Here is a 17,761-nt window from a genome sequence, read left to right as displayed (position 1 = left end):
CTCACACCTACTTTATTTACTTGAATATTCCTTTAGTAAAGCTAACACTTTTTCCGATGTTTTTCCATCACCGAAAACAGGAGTATAAGAAGGAGTTACTTCTTTTTTAACTGCGTCTACGATTTTGTTTGTATCTGTGCCAGTTAAGATATTTGCATCCTCTATTAATGTCTCTACCCATTCCGTTTGATCGCGAACAGTGACACAGGGTACTTCTGCAAAGTATGCTTCTTTTTGAACGCCACCAGAATCTGTTACGATTTTTCTTGCGTTTGTTTCTAAGGAAAGCATATCCAAATAACCAACTGGATCTATAACTTGTAAATTAGGAATTTCATCTAGCTTAAAGCCGTAATCCTCTAATTTTTTCTTAGTTCTTGGATGGATTGGCCAAACCTTTTTATCTTCGATTTGACGGAATGCATCTAAAATGGACTTCATACGGTCCACATCATCTGTATTTTCCGCACGGTGAATCGTAATTAGTAAGTAATCCTTTGGAACGAGCTTTTCAGTTTCTAAAATCGTAGATGTAGACTTCGCTAATTCTTTATTGTATAGAACTGCATCATACATTACGTCTCCAATATTATACACGCCTGCGCTAATATTTTCGTTCGTTAAATTCTGGATAGCTGTCTCCGTTGGACATAGTAACAACGTGGAAACATGGTCCGTTAAAATACGGTTAACTTCTTCAGGCATTCTCATATTGAAGCTGCGAAGACCTGCTTCGATATGAACAATAGGAATATGCAGTTTAGCAGCTGCAAGTGCTCCTGCTAATGTTGAGTTTGTATCACCATACACTAATAAGAAATCAGGATTTTCTTTTAAAATTATTTCTTCGATCTTAGCTAGCATTTCACCAGTTTGTTTACCATGGTTTCCTGAACCGATTCCTAAATGATAGTCAGGCTTTGGAATGTTTAATTCCTCGAAAAATATATCAGACATATTGGCATCATAATGCTGTCCAGTATGAACGATAAGCTCTGTTACTTCTTCACGAATTACACGTGAAACTGCTGCTGCTTTAATAAACTGAGGTCTTGCTCCTAAAATAGTTAGAACCTTCATTTTGTAATCTCCTTCATCATTTCAATCATGTCTTTTACGATAAACGAATTGATATTGTACGGATGCTCATACTTTTGTCCATTTCTTTTAAAAGTAAGAGACTGTACATACTGCTTGTAAGTCGGATAGATTCCGTACCACTCCATTGGCTCATCAAAATATTTACGATATAGATTTTTCTTTCTATATATTTTGCGTAATAAAGGATAGAGAATACCATATTTATTTTTAAGTGAATTTTCTGGTCCTGGCTTTTGAGGCAATGGATAGAATTCCGGATACATTTGATGCAATGTATAATCATATAAATATTTTTTATATTTTAAATCCGCAGGGATTTTACTGAAAAAGTGGATTAAACGATCATCCCATAACGGAATGGACCAGCCTTGTCCAAAATATTCGTATACACGAACAGAATTAATGATAAATTTCGCTTGTCGTTCACGCCAGTTCCATTCGTCAATCAAAGAAGTAACGCGTTCGTTTGTATAGTCGGAATACGATTCAATATCCTGATACAACCCTTTGCCGATGTCTGTTTCTGCATAGCTGTCTTTACCAGCTAGCTCCCATAATCGAAAATGCTTGTTCATTATAAAGGTTTGAATTTCACTCTTTTCAAATTGCTTGTCAACTATAGACTCATAAGGTAAATGTCCACCTGCCAGATAATCTAAGGAATGACCTGGTAAAAATACTGCGTCTTGTAACCCTTCTTGCTCAACCAGCAACTTGGTGCTTGGGAAATCTTGAAGATGTGCTACCGAAACAGCATTACTAGAATACACGACATAGTCCTTCCATTCGTCAGACTTGTACATATCCTCCCACATCTTTTTATCATAGGCAAAGTATTTCCATTTTAAGCCCAGCTTATCAGCAATCTGTTTACTAACAGTTGACTCTCCGTTCCCTGGTCTTCCGTATGTAAATGCAATAATATTATCCTTTAACCCACGCTCCACCAATGCTAATGCGATTAATCGAGAGTCATACCCACCACTAAGTGGAATGACGATTTGACGATCCTTTAAACGACTTGCAAGATCATCAAATAAGTCATGAAATACTTTCTTTAACTCGGCTGCAAATGTATCGATTGGCTCTGTTTCTTTTGGAAGAACATACGAATAGTAGTAGGCCTGGACAGCCTTTTCCTGCAATGTAACATAAGAAACTGCAGGAACCTGGCTCCATTCCTTAAATAAGGTCTTCTCTCTAAAAACAAATCCTGTGATTAGGAACTCTTCCTCTGCCTCTGGATTCATATTTAAGCCTTCCTGAGGCTGTATATAATCTTGGATAAGCCAGTTGCCTGACTGATCCTCCATATAAAATAATGGAATAGAACGCTTCATATCAGTTACCAGTTTTGTTTCTACTGGAGTTGTATAGATTAACGCATATTCCCCATTCCATTTGGCAAAGTCATTAGATGTTAAAATTTCTTCATTTATAATGCTAGCGAAGTTTTCATGGGTGACATATTGATTTTCATAATAGAAGTATCCTCTGAAAAACCCTTCATACCCGACACCTTTTATAGTATGAAAATCTTTATGCCTAAGGTTTGTTATACATTTTTTTGACATGCCTATCCCCCATTACTTTCTTTTTACAAAATACTTATCCATACGAACTAGTAGGACTAGAAGAATGAAAACAATCCATACTCCTAAGATTAGCCAGCTATTTAAATCGTGTAATTGAATATATACAATTCCAAGAGTTGCAGCTATTAGCCATAAGATTGTCCAACCCATTTTTATACCTGAGAAGGGTACATAATATAGCTTTTGACTTTTACGGAATACCATAAATAAAGCGATACAATAGGCTGCTATATACGAAATAACAGTTCCCCATATATTGAGGTACGGCACAAAAACAAAATTCAATGCAACTGATACAATTGCAGCTATCCCAAATGCTATAGAAATATGTTTTGTTTGTTTAGAATAAAATATTCCAGTAGAAACAATCATATAGTAAAAGCTTAAAAATGTTGCGATTGAAATGGGTGCAACATATTGAAATGCAATTCTAAAGTTATCTGGCATTACTAAAATAATCCATGGCATAAATGTCGCTAAAGCTAAAACTCCAAAGCTGCCAATGATTAAAAATGCCGCATATAATGTGGCAAATAATTGGGGACTATCTTTTTTGTCCTTTAAAGACATAGAGAATGGTCTCCACGCTAGTTGTATACCGCTCGTCAATAGAGTTATAAAGGTTGCAAACTTAATAGCGGTCCCATAAATACCTACATCATCTAATGTCCCATATGCCCGTATAAAAAAGTTATTGGCATTCGCTATGATCCAAAAAGCTAAAGAGGCAGGCACTAGGGGAGCAGCGTAAACTAAGATTTTCTTTAAAATAGCTTTATCGTACAGTGGTTTCAAATAAACCCGAACAGGCTTTATTAACACTAAGACGATAATAGCCACGCTGACTAAGCGAGCTACTAGTATCCCTTCTAATGAAGTCCATACAAACATTAAGAAAAGGACAGAAACTACTGCTATTAATAGCATTTTACCTATCGTCGTAAAGACTACTCTCTTCGTATGGAACTCATATCTTAAAATAGTTAAAACTAGTGTAATAATGGTATCTAAGCATAACGTACCTAATGCAATATAAAATAGTTGAGAATAGCCCGCTGATTCTAATATAAGAGCAGACAGCCAATCTCCCCCGATTAAAAATACTGCAAATAACAAGACAACTATTGATAAACGGAACGTCATAACCGAGCGAACGTACTTTTCCCGTGTGTCTTTATCTTTATACTCAAAGTAATAATAAGCTAACGCGGAGTCAGTACCAAATATTACGAGGAAAGTAAGCATAGATACCGTAGTATCTACCATCTGTAGCATTCCCACTAGCGATTCTTTTTCAAGATAATGTGCATATAAAGGGAATAGTATAAATGCGATTAGTTTAGTACCTACGTTCATAAATGCATAAAGGAGCGAATCCGCTCCTAAACGTTTTAACTGAGAGAACACTTAAAGAAGCTCCTCCTCAGGTACATTTTTCAAGAATTTTGCTGGGAAACCTTTTATAACAGTTTTCTCTTCTGTATCCTTTGTTACTATTGCTCCAGCTGCTACAAATGTTTCTTCTGCTATTGTTATACCAGGTAGAATAATAGACGCTCCACCTACACGAGCTCCACGTTTAACAATAGCTCCTTTAATCTTGTCGAAGCGTGCTTCCGTTCTTCCCATATAGTTATCATTTGTAGTTGTCACACATGGTGCGATAAATACATGATCTTCTAGAGTAGAATGAGCGGTGATATATGAATTCGATTGGATTTTAGTACGGTTACCGATCGTTACAAAGTTCTCAACTGTAACATTGCGACCAATGATAACAAAAGAACCAATTTCAACATCTTCTCGAACCGTTGCTAAATCAGCAATTAACGTACTCTCTCCGACTTTTGCTCCTCTATACACAATTGTATTAGCTCCAATTGTACATTCCTTGCCAAGCTCTAAAGGAGGAATTTCTTTCGTAATTTGCATTGTGCTTGTTTTGGCAGGCTTAGGCTGTTTGCCTACTACGGCACCATCATCGATGGTGGTACCATCACCAATGATGGTACCAGCGTGAATTGTTACACGATTGCCTATGCGAACGTTATCGCCAATCTTTGCTCCTTCTTCTATAACAGAAAAGTGTCCAACTGTCGTATTCTCGCCTAACTCAGCAGTTTCATGTATAAAATTCATCTTGTATCCCGCCCTTATAATTTAATATAGCGATTTGGAGTGTCAATTCCTTTAAACGCGTTACGAGTATCAAAAATAACTTTTGATTTTTGTGCAATATGAGCATAGTCAAAGCCAGTATGATCAGTAGCTAGGATAACTAGGTCAGCTGAATCTAACAACTCGTCTGTTAATTCCACAGTTTCATGTGTTTCTCCAGCAACTCTAAATGTAGTTACATGAGGATCAACTGTTTTGAAGTTAGCCCCTTGTTGTATTAATAGTTCTACTAATTTTAAAGATGGAGATTCGCGCATATCATCGATATCTTTTTTGTAAGCTACACCTAAAAGTACAACATTTGCATTTCTTAACGCTTTACCTTCATCATTTAAAATTTGCATTGCACGAGTAATTACATACTCAGGCATCGTATTGTTAATCTCACCAGCAAGCTCGATTAAGCGAGTGTGGTAATTGTATTCTCTAGCTTTCCAAGTTAAGTAGAATGGGTCGATTGGAATACAGTGACCGCCTAATCCTGGGCCTGGGTAGAATGCCATAAAGCCGTATGGTTTTGTTTTAGCAGCATCGATTACTTCCCACACGTCAATTCCCATTTTCTCACAAAGAATAGCCATTTCGTTAGCTAGAGCGATGTTAATGTGACGGAATGTGTTTTCGAAAATTTTCTCCATCTCAGCGATAGCCGGACTAGAAACCTTATGCACGTCACCCTCTAATACATTGCTGTACATTGCAGCAGCTACTGTTGTACATTTTTCCGTAATACCACCAACTACCTTTGGTGTATTTTTTGTATTGAAGCTTTTATTACCTGGATCAATTCGTTCTGGTGAGTAAGCGATGAAAATATCTTCTCCTGTTACAAATCCTTTATCTTCTAATGCTTTTTTAATAATTTCTTCTGTTGTACCTGGATAAGTTGTTGACTCAAGAACTACTAGTGTACCTTTTTTAGCATATTTAGCAATTTCATTTACTGAGCTTTCAACATAAGAAGTATCAGGCTGTTGATAAATGTCTAATGGAGTCGGTACACAGATAGCAACTGCATCTACTGCACTAATTGAACCATAATCTGTAGAAGCAGTTAAATGACCTGATTCAACCATTTGTTTTAAGTCAACATCTACTACGTCACCAATATAGTTAATTCCTTCATTTACTTGTTGAACTTTAGATTCTTGTACATCAAATCCAATTACTTTATAGCCAGCTTTAGCTTTTTCAACCGCAAGTGGTAAACCAACATAACCTAAACCAACTACCCCAATAACTGCAGTGTGGTTTTCAATTTTCGCTAATAATTCTTCATAATATGTAGACATTTTATACTCTCCTTTTAATTGGTGCTGTTTTACTCTAGTAAAGACACCATCTTATCAATAAATGTTTCATGTTTTGGTACTTCAATTTTCTTTCACCCGAGCGCAAATGGGACAAGCAGTATCTGAGGAGCTGCCTCCTCGCTTTTCTCCATTTGCCTGTCGGGGCAGACATAGGTGCTTACGCTTTTCTTGTCCAGCTCCTGCACCTTGCCCCTCGGGTCAAATGGATAAAAGCTCCGGTGGCTGAAGGACTGCCTCCTCACTTTTCTCCATTTGCCTGTCGGGGCAGAGATAGGTGCTTACGCTTTTCTATAGTTTCTTGCATCGATTAGATACTTCCACATAGATAGCGAAAGGATTGCTAATAGAATTCCGAGGATAAACCCTGCAATAGCACCTTGTGTTCCATATGTTTCTGTTTGTCCTACTCTGGTTTCTCCAGCAATGCTTGGTTTTTCATAAGCAATGACGTCATTTCTTACTCTTTGTTCCGTAGCTAAAGCATTTGTTAAATCCATTTCAGCTGCAGATAATAAGGTAGTAAAGTTGTTAATTACCGTTACATTATCAGATTCAATTAATAATTTTTTATAATCTTCTATTGTGGTTTTTAATGTTTCAATACGCTCTGCTTGAATGCTTGCATATTTTTCAGTACCACCGATTACTTTGTCATGTTGGTTCATTAATCCAGCTAATAATTGCTCATTAAACTGATTTAATTCGTTCTTTACTTGTTCTTCAGTATCTCCATAGGTCTCTGTTTTTATGTAACTTCTAGTTGGGACAAAGACTTCTGTTTTTCCAGTAAAATGTTTACCATACTGAGTCATGATATGATCAGGATTAGTTAATGCCTCTAACTTTACAGATCCAGTGAAGACTGTACTTTTTCCTACATACTTACCGTTGGATGGTACTAGGAAAGACGCACCGTAGCCTATTAATGCAGCGATGACTGGTATGATGATGAACCAAATCTTTTTCCTCCAGAAAAATTCTAGAGAATCATATAATCGAAACGATTTATTTTCTGACATATCTATTCTCCTTTAAACCCATTCATAAGGTAGTTAAAGGGAAACGTAAAAACGTCTCCCTTTACTTTTTACATCATTATTTTCCAGAAAAGAAAGCAGCAATCTTTTCAACAACAAATCGCTGTTGCTCTTCTTTTAATTCAGGGAACATTGGTAAAGAAAGTGCCTCGTTTGCAGCTTTTTCTGCATTCGGGAAATCTCCTAGTTTATACCCTAAGCTTTCAAATACCGGTTGGATATGTAATGGTAGTGGATAATAAATCATTGTATCTACTCCATTTTCTTTTAAATAAGCTTGAAGCTCATCTCGACGCTCTGTCAAAATAGTATATTGGTGGAATACATGATGGAAACCTTCTACCTTTACAGGTGTCTTAATGTATTCTCCAACCTTTTCATTCAACAATTGAGTGTAAAAATCTGCATGAGCTCTACGTTGCTCACTCCAAGTGTCTAAATGAGGGAACTTAACATTTAATACTGCTGCTTGAAGCTCGTCCAGACGGCTATTATAACCAAGCACAGCATGATAATATTTCGGTTTACTACCGTGTACACGAATAACACGAGATTTCTCTGCAATATCATCATTATTGGTAACAACCATACCGCCATCACCGTAAGCTCCAAGGTTTTTAGTCGGGAAGAAGCTATAAGTTGCTGCATCTCCTAATTCACCAACAGTAAAGTCACCTTGTTTAGCTCCAATTGCTTGTGCAGCATCCTCAATCACAATTAGGTTATGCTTGTCTGCAATTTTACGAATGCTCACCATATCAGCCATTTGACCATATAAGTGAACCGGAATAATAGCCTTCGTTTTGTCCGTAATATGCTTTTCTATCTCAGCTGGATCTATATTGAAAGAAACAGGGTCGATATCACAATAAACAGGTGTTGCACCGGCTCTGACGATTGCTCCACCAGTAGCAAAGAATGTAAATGGAGTTGTAATTACTTCATCTCCAGCACCTATACCTGCTGCTTGTAATGCAATATGAATTGCATCACTACCATTCCCACAACCAATCCCATGTGCCACATGGCTATATTCGGCAATATCCGCTTCTAGTTTTTTAACATTGCTTCCTAGAATGAAAACAGAGCTACTCATAACTCCGTCTAACGCTTCTAAAACTTCTGTTTTTAGCGATGCATATTGTTCCGATAAATCTAACATTGGTACTTTCATTTGTTTACACCAACCCTATATGAATTATTTAATATATGAAAAGCGCAACCCACCTTTTAAAGTGGTCTAGATAGTTTTTATCTACCTACTAGAGGGCTAATTACGCTTATACCCAACAACTTTTTGAAAAACTGAAATAATTGGTCGATATTCATCATTCACTAACCCAATTTTCTCTGCAACAATTTCAAATGCAATTAATATAAATAAAATAATAAAAATTGCCCAACGTAAAGTTAGTGTCTCAAATGTAATCGCTGATATACTAAATATCAAACCGAAACCATATATTACTAATACGGTATCACGATGAGACAAGCCAAGTGCAAGCAATCTATGATGCAAATGAGACTTATCTGCCACCGATATCGGCTTACGATTAACTAACCGTCGAATTATAGCGAAGGAAGTATCAAAAATTGGTACTCCTAAGATTAAAATAGGAACAACAAAACTAAATAATGTAACGCTTTTGAAAAGTCCTAATAACGAAAGGACAGCAATAGCGTATCCAAGGAACATGGACCCTGTATCACCCATAAAGATTTTTGCTGGGTGGAAATTATGAAATAAAAACCCAAGCGTACTCCCTAGTAAGATAAGAGACAATGTAAGTATTAACATTTTATCAGCAGAAAATGCTAAAAATGCGATACTTGCAAATACGATTGATGATATTCCAGCTGATAAGCCATCTAATCCATCAATTAAGTTGATAGCGTTCGTAATAGCTAGAATCCAAAACAGTGTTACTATATAAGAGAAAATACCAAGTTCAAATACACCTAAAAAAGGAATATTTAAAACTTCAATTGTTAACCCACTACCCATAACAGCGCAAGCTGCTAATATTTGACCTAATAACTTAATTTTTGCAGAGATCTCATATTTATCGTCTATAATACCAAGCACGATAATAATCAGAGCACCTACAATAATTCCAGTAATCTTTGCTTCATACAATCCCGCAACGAAATAACCAACTGTTACTGCTATAAAAATTGCAAGTCCGCCTAAGCGAGGCATCACTTTTTGATGAACTTTTCTTTCAGAAGGTTTATCCACAGCCCCAATTATATGTGCAAACTTAATTACTAAAGGGGTAACTGCGATTGCCGTGGCCATAGATATGATAAAAGCAAGAAGTAATTTTATATCCAAAAATATCATCCTTGTTTTTTTATTTTCTTTTTAGCCGCTAGGTTCTACAAAATAGACGAACTAACGACATGAAAGTTTCTTCAATTAATGATTATACTATAAAACTAGCTTTGTAACCAAATTTAATATAAAGAAAGAAAAGACTGACTTTTCGCTTTAGTATGAGCAAAAATCAGTCCTTTCTATTCTTGTAAAAAGCTTTATTTTTTCTAGTACTATATTACGAGAACTCAGGCCAGTTTACTTGTAAACTGTCTCCCTCAATCTTTTCTAAAGTACGGTACTTAAAGGGAAGCATTTCTTGCATCTCTGGTTCCTCTAACAAGATCTCTAAAGGTAATAGACTAAAGCTATCTTCTTCCTCTTGAATCATATAAGCCCCTACTACCTTACCATTTTCCTTCATGTTAATTCGCATAAAAGCTGGAAAATATAAATTGTTATTTGATTGAATTATAGAGGATGCTAGTACAATATCTTTGCCGTCTTGAACTATGGAATCCTGTTCAATTTTCTCAAAAACCTTTGCTGCCCAAGCTTGTCTCTTATAAAACCCTATTACTTTCTGAGCATTTCCTACAATATTGTTCTCTTTCCCTTTTTCCTCTGCAGCCATGTACTTCCCTCCAAAGTTTACCAAAATCCATACTTAATACGTTATCACACATTAAAATGCTTCGCAACACCTACTACTATATACTCATTTTAGTCTTTATATATAGCTTGAATGTCATCAATGATGATTTCACCATTTGCTTTTTTAGCATTTTCTGTTTGCATATAACGGACAGGAAGATCCATTTTCAATGGATAAGAAAGTCCAGCAGGAACATTCGCTGTAACAAATCTCCAATCGGTCCAAGTTACATTTTTATCAAAGTCCAATTGAACCGTTTTACCAGTAGCATCAACTACTTGAGATCTTAACCAGTTACCTTTACCGTCACCTTTAACCCACATTCCTATTTTCTTTAACGGTGTGCTAATTGTAAGGTTCGTTTTAGCATTAATATAAGCTCCTGAAGTACCAGTCGTGTCTTTAAAATCATAGGTTAACTTGATAGCCTTTGACCCATCTCTATCATTAGCAACGGACGTCACGGAAACACTTTTAGCTTTGTCACTAGTAGCCTCATAGTTAAAGATACCTTTGTTAAATGACTCTAAAATAGTTGGTGCGACCTCACCTACAATGACAGGAATAGTTAAAGACTTATTTCCGTATTTTACATTAATCGTTCCAATTCCATCTTTGTTTGGTGCTGTGTACTTACCATTCGCTTGAACAGTACCTACAGTACTACTAAATGTAAATGCACTAGCATCCGTTAAAACTGCTTGTCCATTTTTAATCCCACTTACGGAAAGCTGAACGGCTTGCCCTTTCGCTAATTGCAAATAATTTTCAGATGCTTTAATACTGTCTATCGTGTTTGTTACTCTCAACTGTATATTAGTAGTCTTACCTTCATAAGTAACCATTCCTGCATAAGTCCCTGGTTTTGCATTGACAACCTGCTTACCATTTACAGTAGACAATATAGTAGAAGTAACTTTTCCATTTCCTGAAATTGCAACTGGGTTCATATACTGGTCAATCCCTTTTACAGGAACTGATAGATTCGTATAGGTCGCCCCTTGAAATACTTCAAGTACGTTAGATGCTGGAGAAATAGTTACCGCAGGACCTGTTTTATACGTACTCACAAAGAGTAGTGAGTTGGCTACCGAGCGCTCGTATCCATCGGAAGGAGTATTGGCTACCGTCACTTTTGTGTTACCAAGCTCTCTTACTACTACCGTAGAGGAACCACCACCATCAAAGGTCATCGCATAGTTAGCTCCAAGATCTTTCATCAGCTTTGCAGTATTTTGTAAGGAAAGCCCCTTACTTTGAGTAGTTCTTCCATCAATTACAGCAGTGAATAGACTACCATCTTTTCGAACTCCAACAGCTGTTCTTGGTGCAACACCTGCTACTTTAATCGTTTGTAGTACTCCGTTTTTTACTAAATGATATCTACCACTTACAGCCTCTCGAACATCATTCCATTCGGCTGGAGTAAATTTAGTAGATATTTCAATTTGGTCACCTACATTAATTCCCTTTAGGAAATCGCTAGCAAAATGATGACCTGACAAAATAATTTCATTCGTATTTAAAGCAGCATTTCCAACACCAGATATCACTTCGGTAACCGTACCAGCAAGTGTTTCACCACCGTTTAGCTTACCTGAGTCGATTTTCACACGTACTTCTGTGCCAAGCTCGTTAGTGCTTGTTGTTGGAGCAAAGTCTCTAGTATAGACAACTAGATGATCTGCTAATCTTTTTCTATTAACCGAATTAATAGGATAGGATGTCCCATTTACAGAAAGGTTCATAGAAACTTGAGGTGCACCAATGATAGCTTTCTTATTAGAAGTAATCCCAAGTACAGCTAAGTCGCTTAACGCAGTTTGCGGTGTAGCTACAATAGATCCATCAATCATCATTAAATCTACTGGCTGACCTGTTTTATCAAAATAATCGCCGTTAACGCCTGCTACGACATGATAAGAATCATTTTGCGGAACACTATTTGCTTGTGAGGAAGTTGTTTCAAACCCAACTACTTGATCCTTCGCAAGCTCTGCCTTCATTTGAATATTGGAAGTTTTTCCATCATAGTCAATGACAAAAAGCTTTTGAGCCCCTAGTGCCCCATCAATGTCTATCAGTTTTTTTCTTACTCCGGGAGCAATTTGAGTAATAGCCTGAGCAGCTACTTTACCAATGGATAGAGTAGGGATAGCTTCTTTTGGAAATAAGTTAGAAGCAGGAGTACCTACAGGGGGGGTAACTGTTGACCCACCCTGAGCATTCTCCAATTCTCGAAGCTTAGCTTTAGACGGTGTTTTATAATCGACATACCCCGCCATTTTAGTAATATACATTCCGCCACCAAGCCCATATTGTCCACCATAAAGATTGTCATAGCGATAGACACGGTATTGCTCTCCTGGTTTTAGAATTCTCTCAAATACTAAACCATCTGATGTTCGTTTCCATAGGTTGATCGGTTTTACTACTTTAATTTTTCCCACTTGACCTGGAACCATTAAAATACCGTCCCAATACACTTTCGTTGCTTGCGCTTCTACTTGACTTGGTTGGAATAGTGAACTCGTGACCACTGCAAAAACGACAACAAGGTATAGCAATTTTCGTTTCATTTAATTAAATCTCCTTCATTTCCCAGCTGATTCAGCTTGTTTTCCACGATTTTTCTCAATCGTGTATCTCCATAGATTACTTCCATCGTAGTAATAGAGGTTACCGTTTAAGTCCTGTTCTAGTCCATAAACACCTTTATCCTTTAACCATTCAACTTTTAAACTATCTTTTGTTACACGGAACAACTTACCTTCAACACTTCCATAAATGTAACCATCTACACCCTCTAATATTTGTGCATTACGGAATCGACCTGATATTAATGGTAATAACTCAACTGTCTCGATATCAGTCCATTCATCCTTGTATTTAAAGAGCTTTCCATCAGCCATTCCCCACACATAATTCTCTTTATCTACTATTAAACTAGTAATCATACTTGAACTAAATGGTAGATGAATATATTTTTTTGCCTCTGGATTAAAACGATCAAAATAGAACAGTCTTGCTCCTCTAGGATTTACTTGTTGGTTGGCATGAATCGATGTACCACCGAATACTTGAGTTCCTCTGCTTACTAAAGAAACAATGCTTTGGTTATAAATATAATCCTCATAAATCTCTGTTTTTTTAGTAGAAGTATCATAAAAAACTAATGCCCCTCCACCAACGCTAGTATCAGGTAGAGTACCAAGAATAATCTCTTTTCCTTTATTATAAGGCGCAACTGCTGTAGAACGTTCTTGCCCATGTGAGCTCATTCTAATTACTTCAGCAGGATTTCCAACTCCCCACGGAATCGAACGATCATATACTAATAATCTAGCTAGAGGATAGGCTCCAATATAAAGCTTGTTATTTATCTCAAACATAGACTCCACTTGGCTTATGTTACGATATAATTCCTTGTTCCCCGTTGCTACGTTGTATACGCCAAGGCCACCTGACATATACCCATTTGCATAAATATGTTTACCATCTGAGCTAGATGCTAAAGTGTAAAGCTCAACTGGCTGCTCCGGCAAGTTAAAGTTATGATATTGTAACTCTCCTGTTTGTGGATTGTATTCAAAAATTTGACCTAGGTTATCAACCATACCTGATAAAATCCATTCCTTTGGCTCCTCCAAAGTTTCTTCTGATGGATCATTACCATTAGGATTTTCTTTCAAAGGCGGTACTATTATTGGCAAGGCAGGGTTTGGAACGATAATCTCTGTATTTTTTACACCAGATTCTACTTTAGGTGCAGTAACTGCGCCTGGAACAGTATTTTCACTTTCATCCCCTGTACCTTCCTCGTTCGGAAGCTTAGGATTCTTTACGATAAAGTCTAGATTAATAGCTTCCGTTCCTTTAGGCAGATAAACACCAAGTTCTGAATGCATCTTTGTCTCGAACTCATATTTAATCAATTGTTGCCCTTTTGTATAGTAGATGCCCTCTCCATTTGGAGAAACTGCTGATACAGTTTTAGAGCTCAATTCGAATTCATCCACTATTTTAAGTGTTTTACGGTCAAAAATAACAGCCATATTTGAAGGATGTAATCTAGCAATAATATAATTATCCGTTAAAACTAAGTCCTGTGCATATTTTTCAGACATGTATTTTGCTGGCAAAAATGAAGTGAAATTTTTTGTGTTCGGCTTTTTTACTAATAAATCCATTGGAGAACCAATAGAAACGTAAATTTCATCTTTATCTTCATCAGCAACGATAGCTTTCACGAATTCTTTTCGTTTTCGAATTTGACCAAATTCCTCTATTTCTTTTGTTTCTGTATCAAATGCTACTAACGAACCACCATAAGCCGAACCTGCATACACTTTATTGCCGGATACGATTAAATCTTGAATAGATGTATCACTCTTATTGGAAAAAATCGCTCCATGCTTTTCAAATACTTCCTCGTTCGGATCATAGCTATAAAGTACGCTCGATACTGATCCACCAACCCATAGCTTCCCATTTTCATCTACATCCAAGCCCCATGCACTTTTCGAATCTTCTAACGTAAACGTATGTAAGATTTCTTTAGACGTATAATCCACGACAACAAGTGCCGCTGGAGAGCCATGCATGATGTAGTAAATAAAATAGTCGCCCTCGTTATTTGCTGCAATTTTAGAGGATACTGCGGAAGCTTTAAAAATCATTGGTCCTAAATTTTCGTAGCCTTCCTCAATTACTTCTTCTACTGGCTTTTCTTCTATTATATCGTCCAGCCATTCCTCCGAGTTATCGACCTCTAGATTTTCTTCGACAACATCTTTAATACCTTCTATTCCTTGTTGCTCTTTTACTTCTACCATTGGCTTTTTGACTATCTCTTCTGCGTGAACACTACTCATCGGCGCTGCTAAAACCATAGCAAGCATTGCTGTACTAATTTTTTTCAACATTCTAACCCCTTTCATATCTATACTAACTTTAACATGATATGGAAACTTTTTAAATATAATCATGTAACTAAATTGTAATCATAGCTATTTATATAGTAAATGCTACCACTTATGATTCATGATATAATAGTATTGGAAATAAAAGATAGGAGATTAGACATGTTACAATCTATTAAAAAAATGATTTCAGGAGAAGTCATAGAGCTAAACCAGCTAAAAAAAATTGTAAATAAAATAAATGCCCTAGAAGATTCATTCACTCAAAAAAATGATGCAGAGCTACAAGCATATACAAATACTTTTCGTGAGAAGCTTAACGAGGGAATATCACCAGAGGAGTTAATTATTGAAGCATTTGCTGTTGTTCGAGAAGCCTCTAAACGTGTGCTTGGAATGAGACATTATGATTCTCAGCTGATGGGAGGGGCTGTTCTAACACAATCTCAAATTGCACAAATGCAAACGGGAGAAGGTAAAACGTTAGTGGCTACCCTACCAGCTTACGTGATGGCTGCTTACGGAAAAGGAACACATATCATTACCGCGAACGAATACTTGGCTACTCGAGATTATGAACAAATGAAGCCCCTTTTTGAATTTCTTGGTCTTTCCGTTGGACTTAATGTAGCTGGACTAGAAAAAGAGGAAAAGCAAGCAGCTTACAATTGTGATATTACATACGGAACAGGGACAGAGTTTGGTTTCGACTATTTAAGAGACCATATGATCCAACGAGAAGATGAGCTCGTACAAAGACCGCTTTTCTACGCATTAATCGATGAAGTAGATAGCATTTTAATAGACGAAGCAAGGACACCTTTAATCATTGCAGGTAAGTCTAACGCAAGCTTAAATCTCTTCCCTGTGATGCAGATGGTTGTAGGATCGTTTGAGGACAAAAGAGAATACGATTATTACCCAGAAACAAAACAAATTGTATTGTTAGATGAAGGTGCAGATCGTCTAGAAGAGGCCTTTGGAATCGACAATGTATATGATCGCGAACATAGAGAGTTTCTTCATATAGCAATGCAGACGCTTCGCGCAAAAGTAGTTATGAGAAAAGATGTTGACTATATTGTGAAGGACGATAAAATACAAATCGTTGACCAGTATACAGGACGTATAATGGAAGGCAGAACATATAGCGATGGCCTTCATCAAGCAATAGAAGCTAAAGAGAAGGTTTCGATCAAAGAAGAGAACAATACACAGGCTTCTGTTACCATTCAACATTATTTCCGTTTGTATAGTCATATCTCTGGAATGACTGGCAGTGCTATGCCTTCACGCGATGAATTTTGGGAGACTTATAATTTAAGAGTCACAGAGATTCCTACGAACAAACCAAACAAGCGAATTGATATGGAGACTGTTGTCTATTTATCTTCTGAAGATAAAATGAAGAAAATTGTTGCTGAAACTAAAAAGCACCACGAAGTTGGGCGTCCTGTTTTAATTGGGACAACCTCTATAGAGCAATCAGAGAAGCTATCCAATTTCTTTAAAGAGGAAGGCTTGAAACACAATATTTTAAATGCTAAAACAGAGGAAGATGAAGCAGAGCTTATTTCTAATGCAGGTCAAATGCATAAAATTATGCTAGCTACTAATATGGCAGGCCGAGGAACGGATATCCTTTTAGGCGAAGGTGTAGCAGAGCTTGGTGGTTTGCATATTATCGGGACCGAGCTTCACAGTAGTGCTCGTATTGATATGCAATTACGGGGACGTAGTGGTCGCCAAGGTGACCCAGGCAGCACACAGTTTATCGTCTCCTTAGACGATGAACTATTCTACTACTATGATGAAGAAGAATTCGCTAAGTATAAAAAGAAAGTAAAAACAGATGAGAGTGGTTTAATAATTTCCCCTAACCCAACTAAATTTGTTTACAATGTACAAAAGGTTATTGAAGGAATGCATTTCTCAAGTAGATCACACTTATTAAAATTAGATGATGTAAACAATGATCAACAAAAAGTGATTTATAATTATCGTGAAAAAGCATTGAAACTGGAAAACATGCAATCACTCATTCAAATTGCTATACAGGAACGCTTAAATTACTTCTTAAAGGATATGTTAGAAATGGATGCTGCGGGGGAAGCTGCTTTGCACCAGGAAGTGATTGATGAAATTAAAATAATCGGCACGCTTACTACCACGGAGCCAATCGATTACTCTAACTTCACTGCGGAAAGTAAGGAACAATTACAAAAGGAACTAAATGTTGTTTACCGAATGGCACTAGATGAACTAGAGAATGATGTAGATGAAGATACTTGGAAGGACATCCAAAGCATTTACATTGAAACGCTAGATAGATACTGGATTTCTCATTTAGGAAACTTACACCACTTGAGAGAAGGTATTTCCGTTCGCGGCTACGGACAAGAAGATCCTTATAGACTATATTCATTTGATGCATTAGACATGTTCAATAACATGCTTAACGCCTTTTTCCGAGATATCAGCCGCTACTTTCTACAGGTTAATAGCTCTAAAGCGGAAGAATAATAAAGACAGATTTCAACTAAAGACTGCAGCTATTGCTCAAGTTATTTCCCCTGAGCTTGCTGCAGTTTTTTTATTATTCTTCTATCCCAACATTTACCTAGTAATAAAACTAGAAAAAGA

General features: G+C 36.8%; 12 protein-coding genes. 1 reads left to right on the top strand and 11 read right to left on the bottom strand.

The features are described 5' to 3' along the window. Positions 1–12: 12 nt before the first annotated feature. The 11 genes from wecB to Q0371_RS00880 all read right to left on the bottom strand — a co-directional run bounded on the left by wecB (position 13) and on the right by Q0371_RS00880 (position 15,118). Positions 13–1,080: a UDP-N-acetylglucosamine 2-epimerase (non-hydrolyzing) gene (wecB, locus tag Q0371_RS00930; RefSeq protein ID WP_298467097.1), complete on the bottom strand. Its 1,068-nt coding sequence runs from the start codon at positions 1,078–1,080 to the stop codon at positions 13–15. Further along, complete coding sequence (locus Q0371_RS00925) at positions 1,077–2,675, bottom strand: asparagine synthase C-terminal domain-containing protein (protein WP_298467094.1); 1,599 nt, start codon at positions 2,673–2,675, stop codon at positions 1,077–1,079. Before Q0371_RS00925 ends, wecB begins: the two co-directional genes overlap by 4 nt. Positions 2,676–2,687: 12 nt before the next feature. Then, a complete protein-coding gene (locus Q0371_RS00920) occupies positions 2,688–4,103 on the bottom strand; it encodes an oligosaccharide flippase family protein (RefSeq protein ID WP_298467091.1) in 1,416 nt (471 codons plus the stop codon). After that, positions 4,104–4,835, bottom strand: coding sequence for an acyltransferase (locus Q0371_RS00915; protein ID WP_169358794.1), 732 nt, complete (start codon positions 4,833–4,835; stop codon positions 4,104–4,106). Positions 4,836–4,849: 14 nt separating this feature from the next. Continuing rightward, complete coding sequence (locus Q0371_RS00910; RefSeq protein ID WP_169358793.1) at positions 4,850–6,166, bottom strand: nucleotide sugar dehydrogenase; 1,317 nt, start codon at positions 6,164–6,166, stop codon at positions 4,850–4,852. A 299-nt stretch (positions 6,167–6,465) separates the two neighbouring features. Continuing rightward, positions 6,466–7,206: a hypothetical protein gene (locus tag Q0371_RS00905; protein WP_298467087.1), complete on the bottom strand. Its 741-nt coding sequence runs from the start codon at positions 7,204–7,206 to the stop codon at positions 6,466–6,468. A gap of 76 nt (positions 7,207–7,282) precedes the next feature. Then, positions 7,283–8,398, bottom strand: a complete 1,116-nt coding sequence (locus tag Q0371_RS00900) for a DegT/DnrJ/EryC1/StrS family aminotransferase (protein ID WP_298467084.1) — start codon at positions 8,396–8,398, stop codon at positions 7,283–7,285. Between the two features lie 96 nt (positions 8,399–8,494). Further along, positions 8,495–9,559 (bottom strand): MraY family glycosyltransferase, encoded by a 1,065-nt coding sequence (locus tag Q0371_RS00895; protein WP_169358790.1) that lies wholly within the window; start codon positions 9,557–9,559, stop codon positions 8,495–8,497. A 220-nt stretch (positions 9,560–9,779) separates the two neighbouring features. Next, positions 9,780–10,175 (bottom strand): hypothetical protein, encoded by a 396-nt coding sequence (locus Q0371_RS00890; RefSeq protein ID WP_298467074.1) that lies wholly within the window; start codon positions 10,173–10,175, stop codon positions 9,780–9,782. A gap of 89 nt (positions 10,176–10,264) precedes the next feature. After that, a complete protein-coding gene (locus Q0371_RS00885) occupies positions 10,265–12,775 on the bottom strand; it encodes a phosphodiester glycosidase family protein (protein ID WP_298467071.1) in 2,511 nt (836 codons plus the stop codon). A gap of 15 nt (positions 12,776–12,790) precedes the next feature. Beyond that, on the bottom strand, positions 12,791–15,118 hold the full coding sequence (locus Q0371_RS00880; RefSeq protein WP_298467068.1) for a hypothetical protein: 2,328 nt from the start codon (positions 15,116–15,118) through the stop codon (positions 12,791–12,793). A 162-nt stretch (positions 15,119–15,280) separates the two neighbouring features. Between Q0371_RS00880 and secA the strand changes: the two genes are divergently transcribed. Further along, complete coding sequence (gene secA, locus Q0371_RS00875; protein ID WP_298467064.1) at positions 15,281–17,641, top strand: preprotein translocase subunit SecA; 2,361 nt, start codon at positions 15,281–15,283, stop codon at positions 17,639–17,641. Positions 17,642–17,761: the final 120 nt, after the last annotated feature.

Source organism: uncultured Psychrobacillus sp., from assembly GCF_938022135.1.
In the GTDB taxonomy this organism is placed as follows: domain Bacteria; phylum Bacillota; class Bacilli; order Bacillales_A; family Planococcaceae; genus Psychrobacillus.
This window is presented reverse-complemented; position numbering and strand designations above follow the sequence as displayed.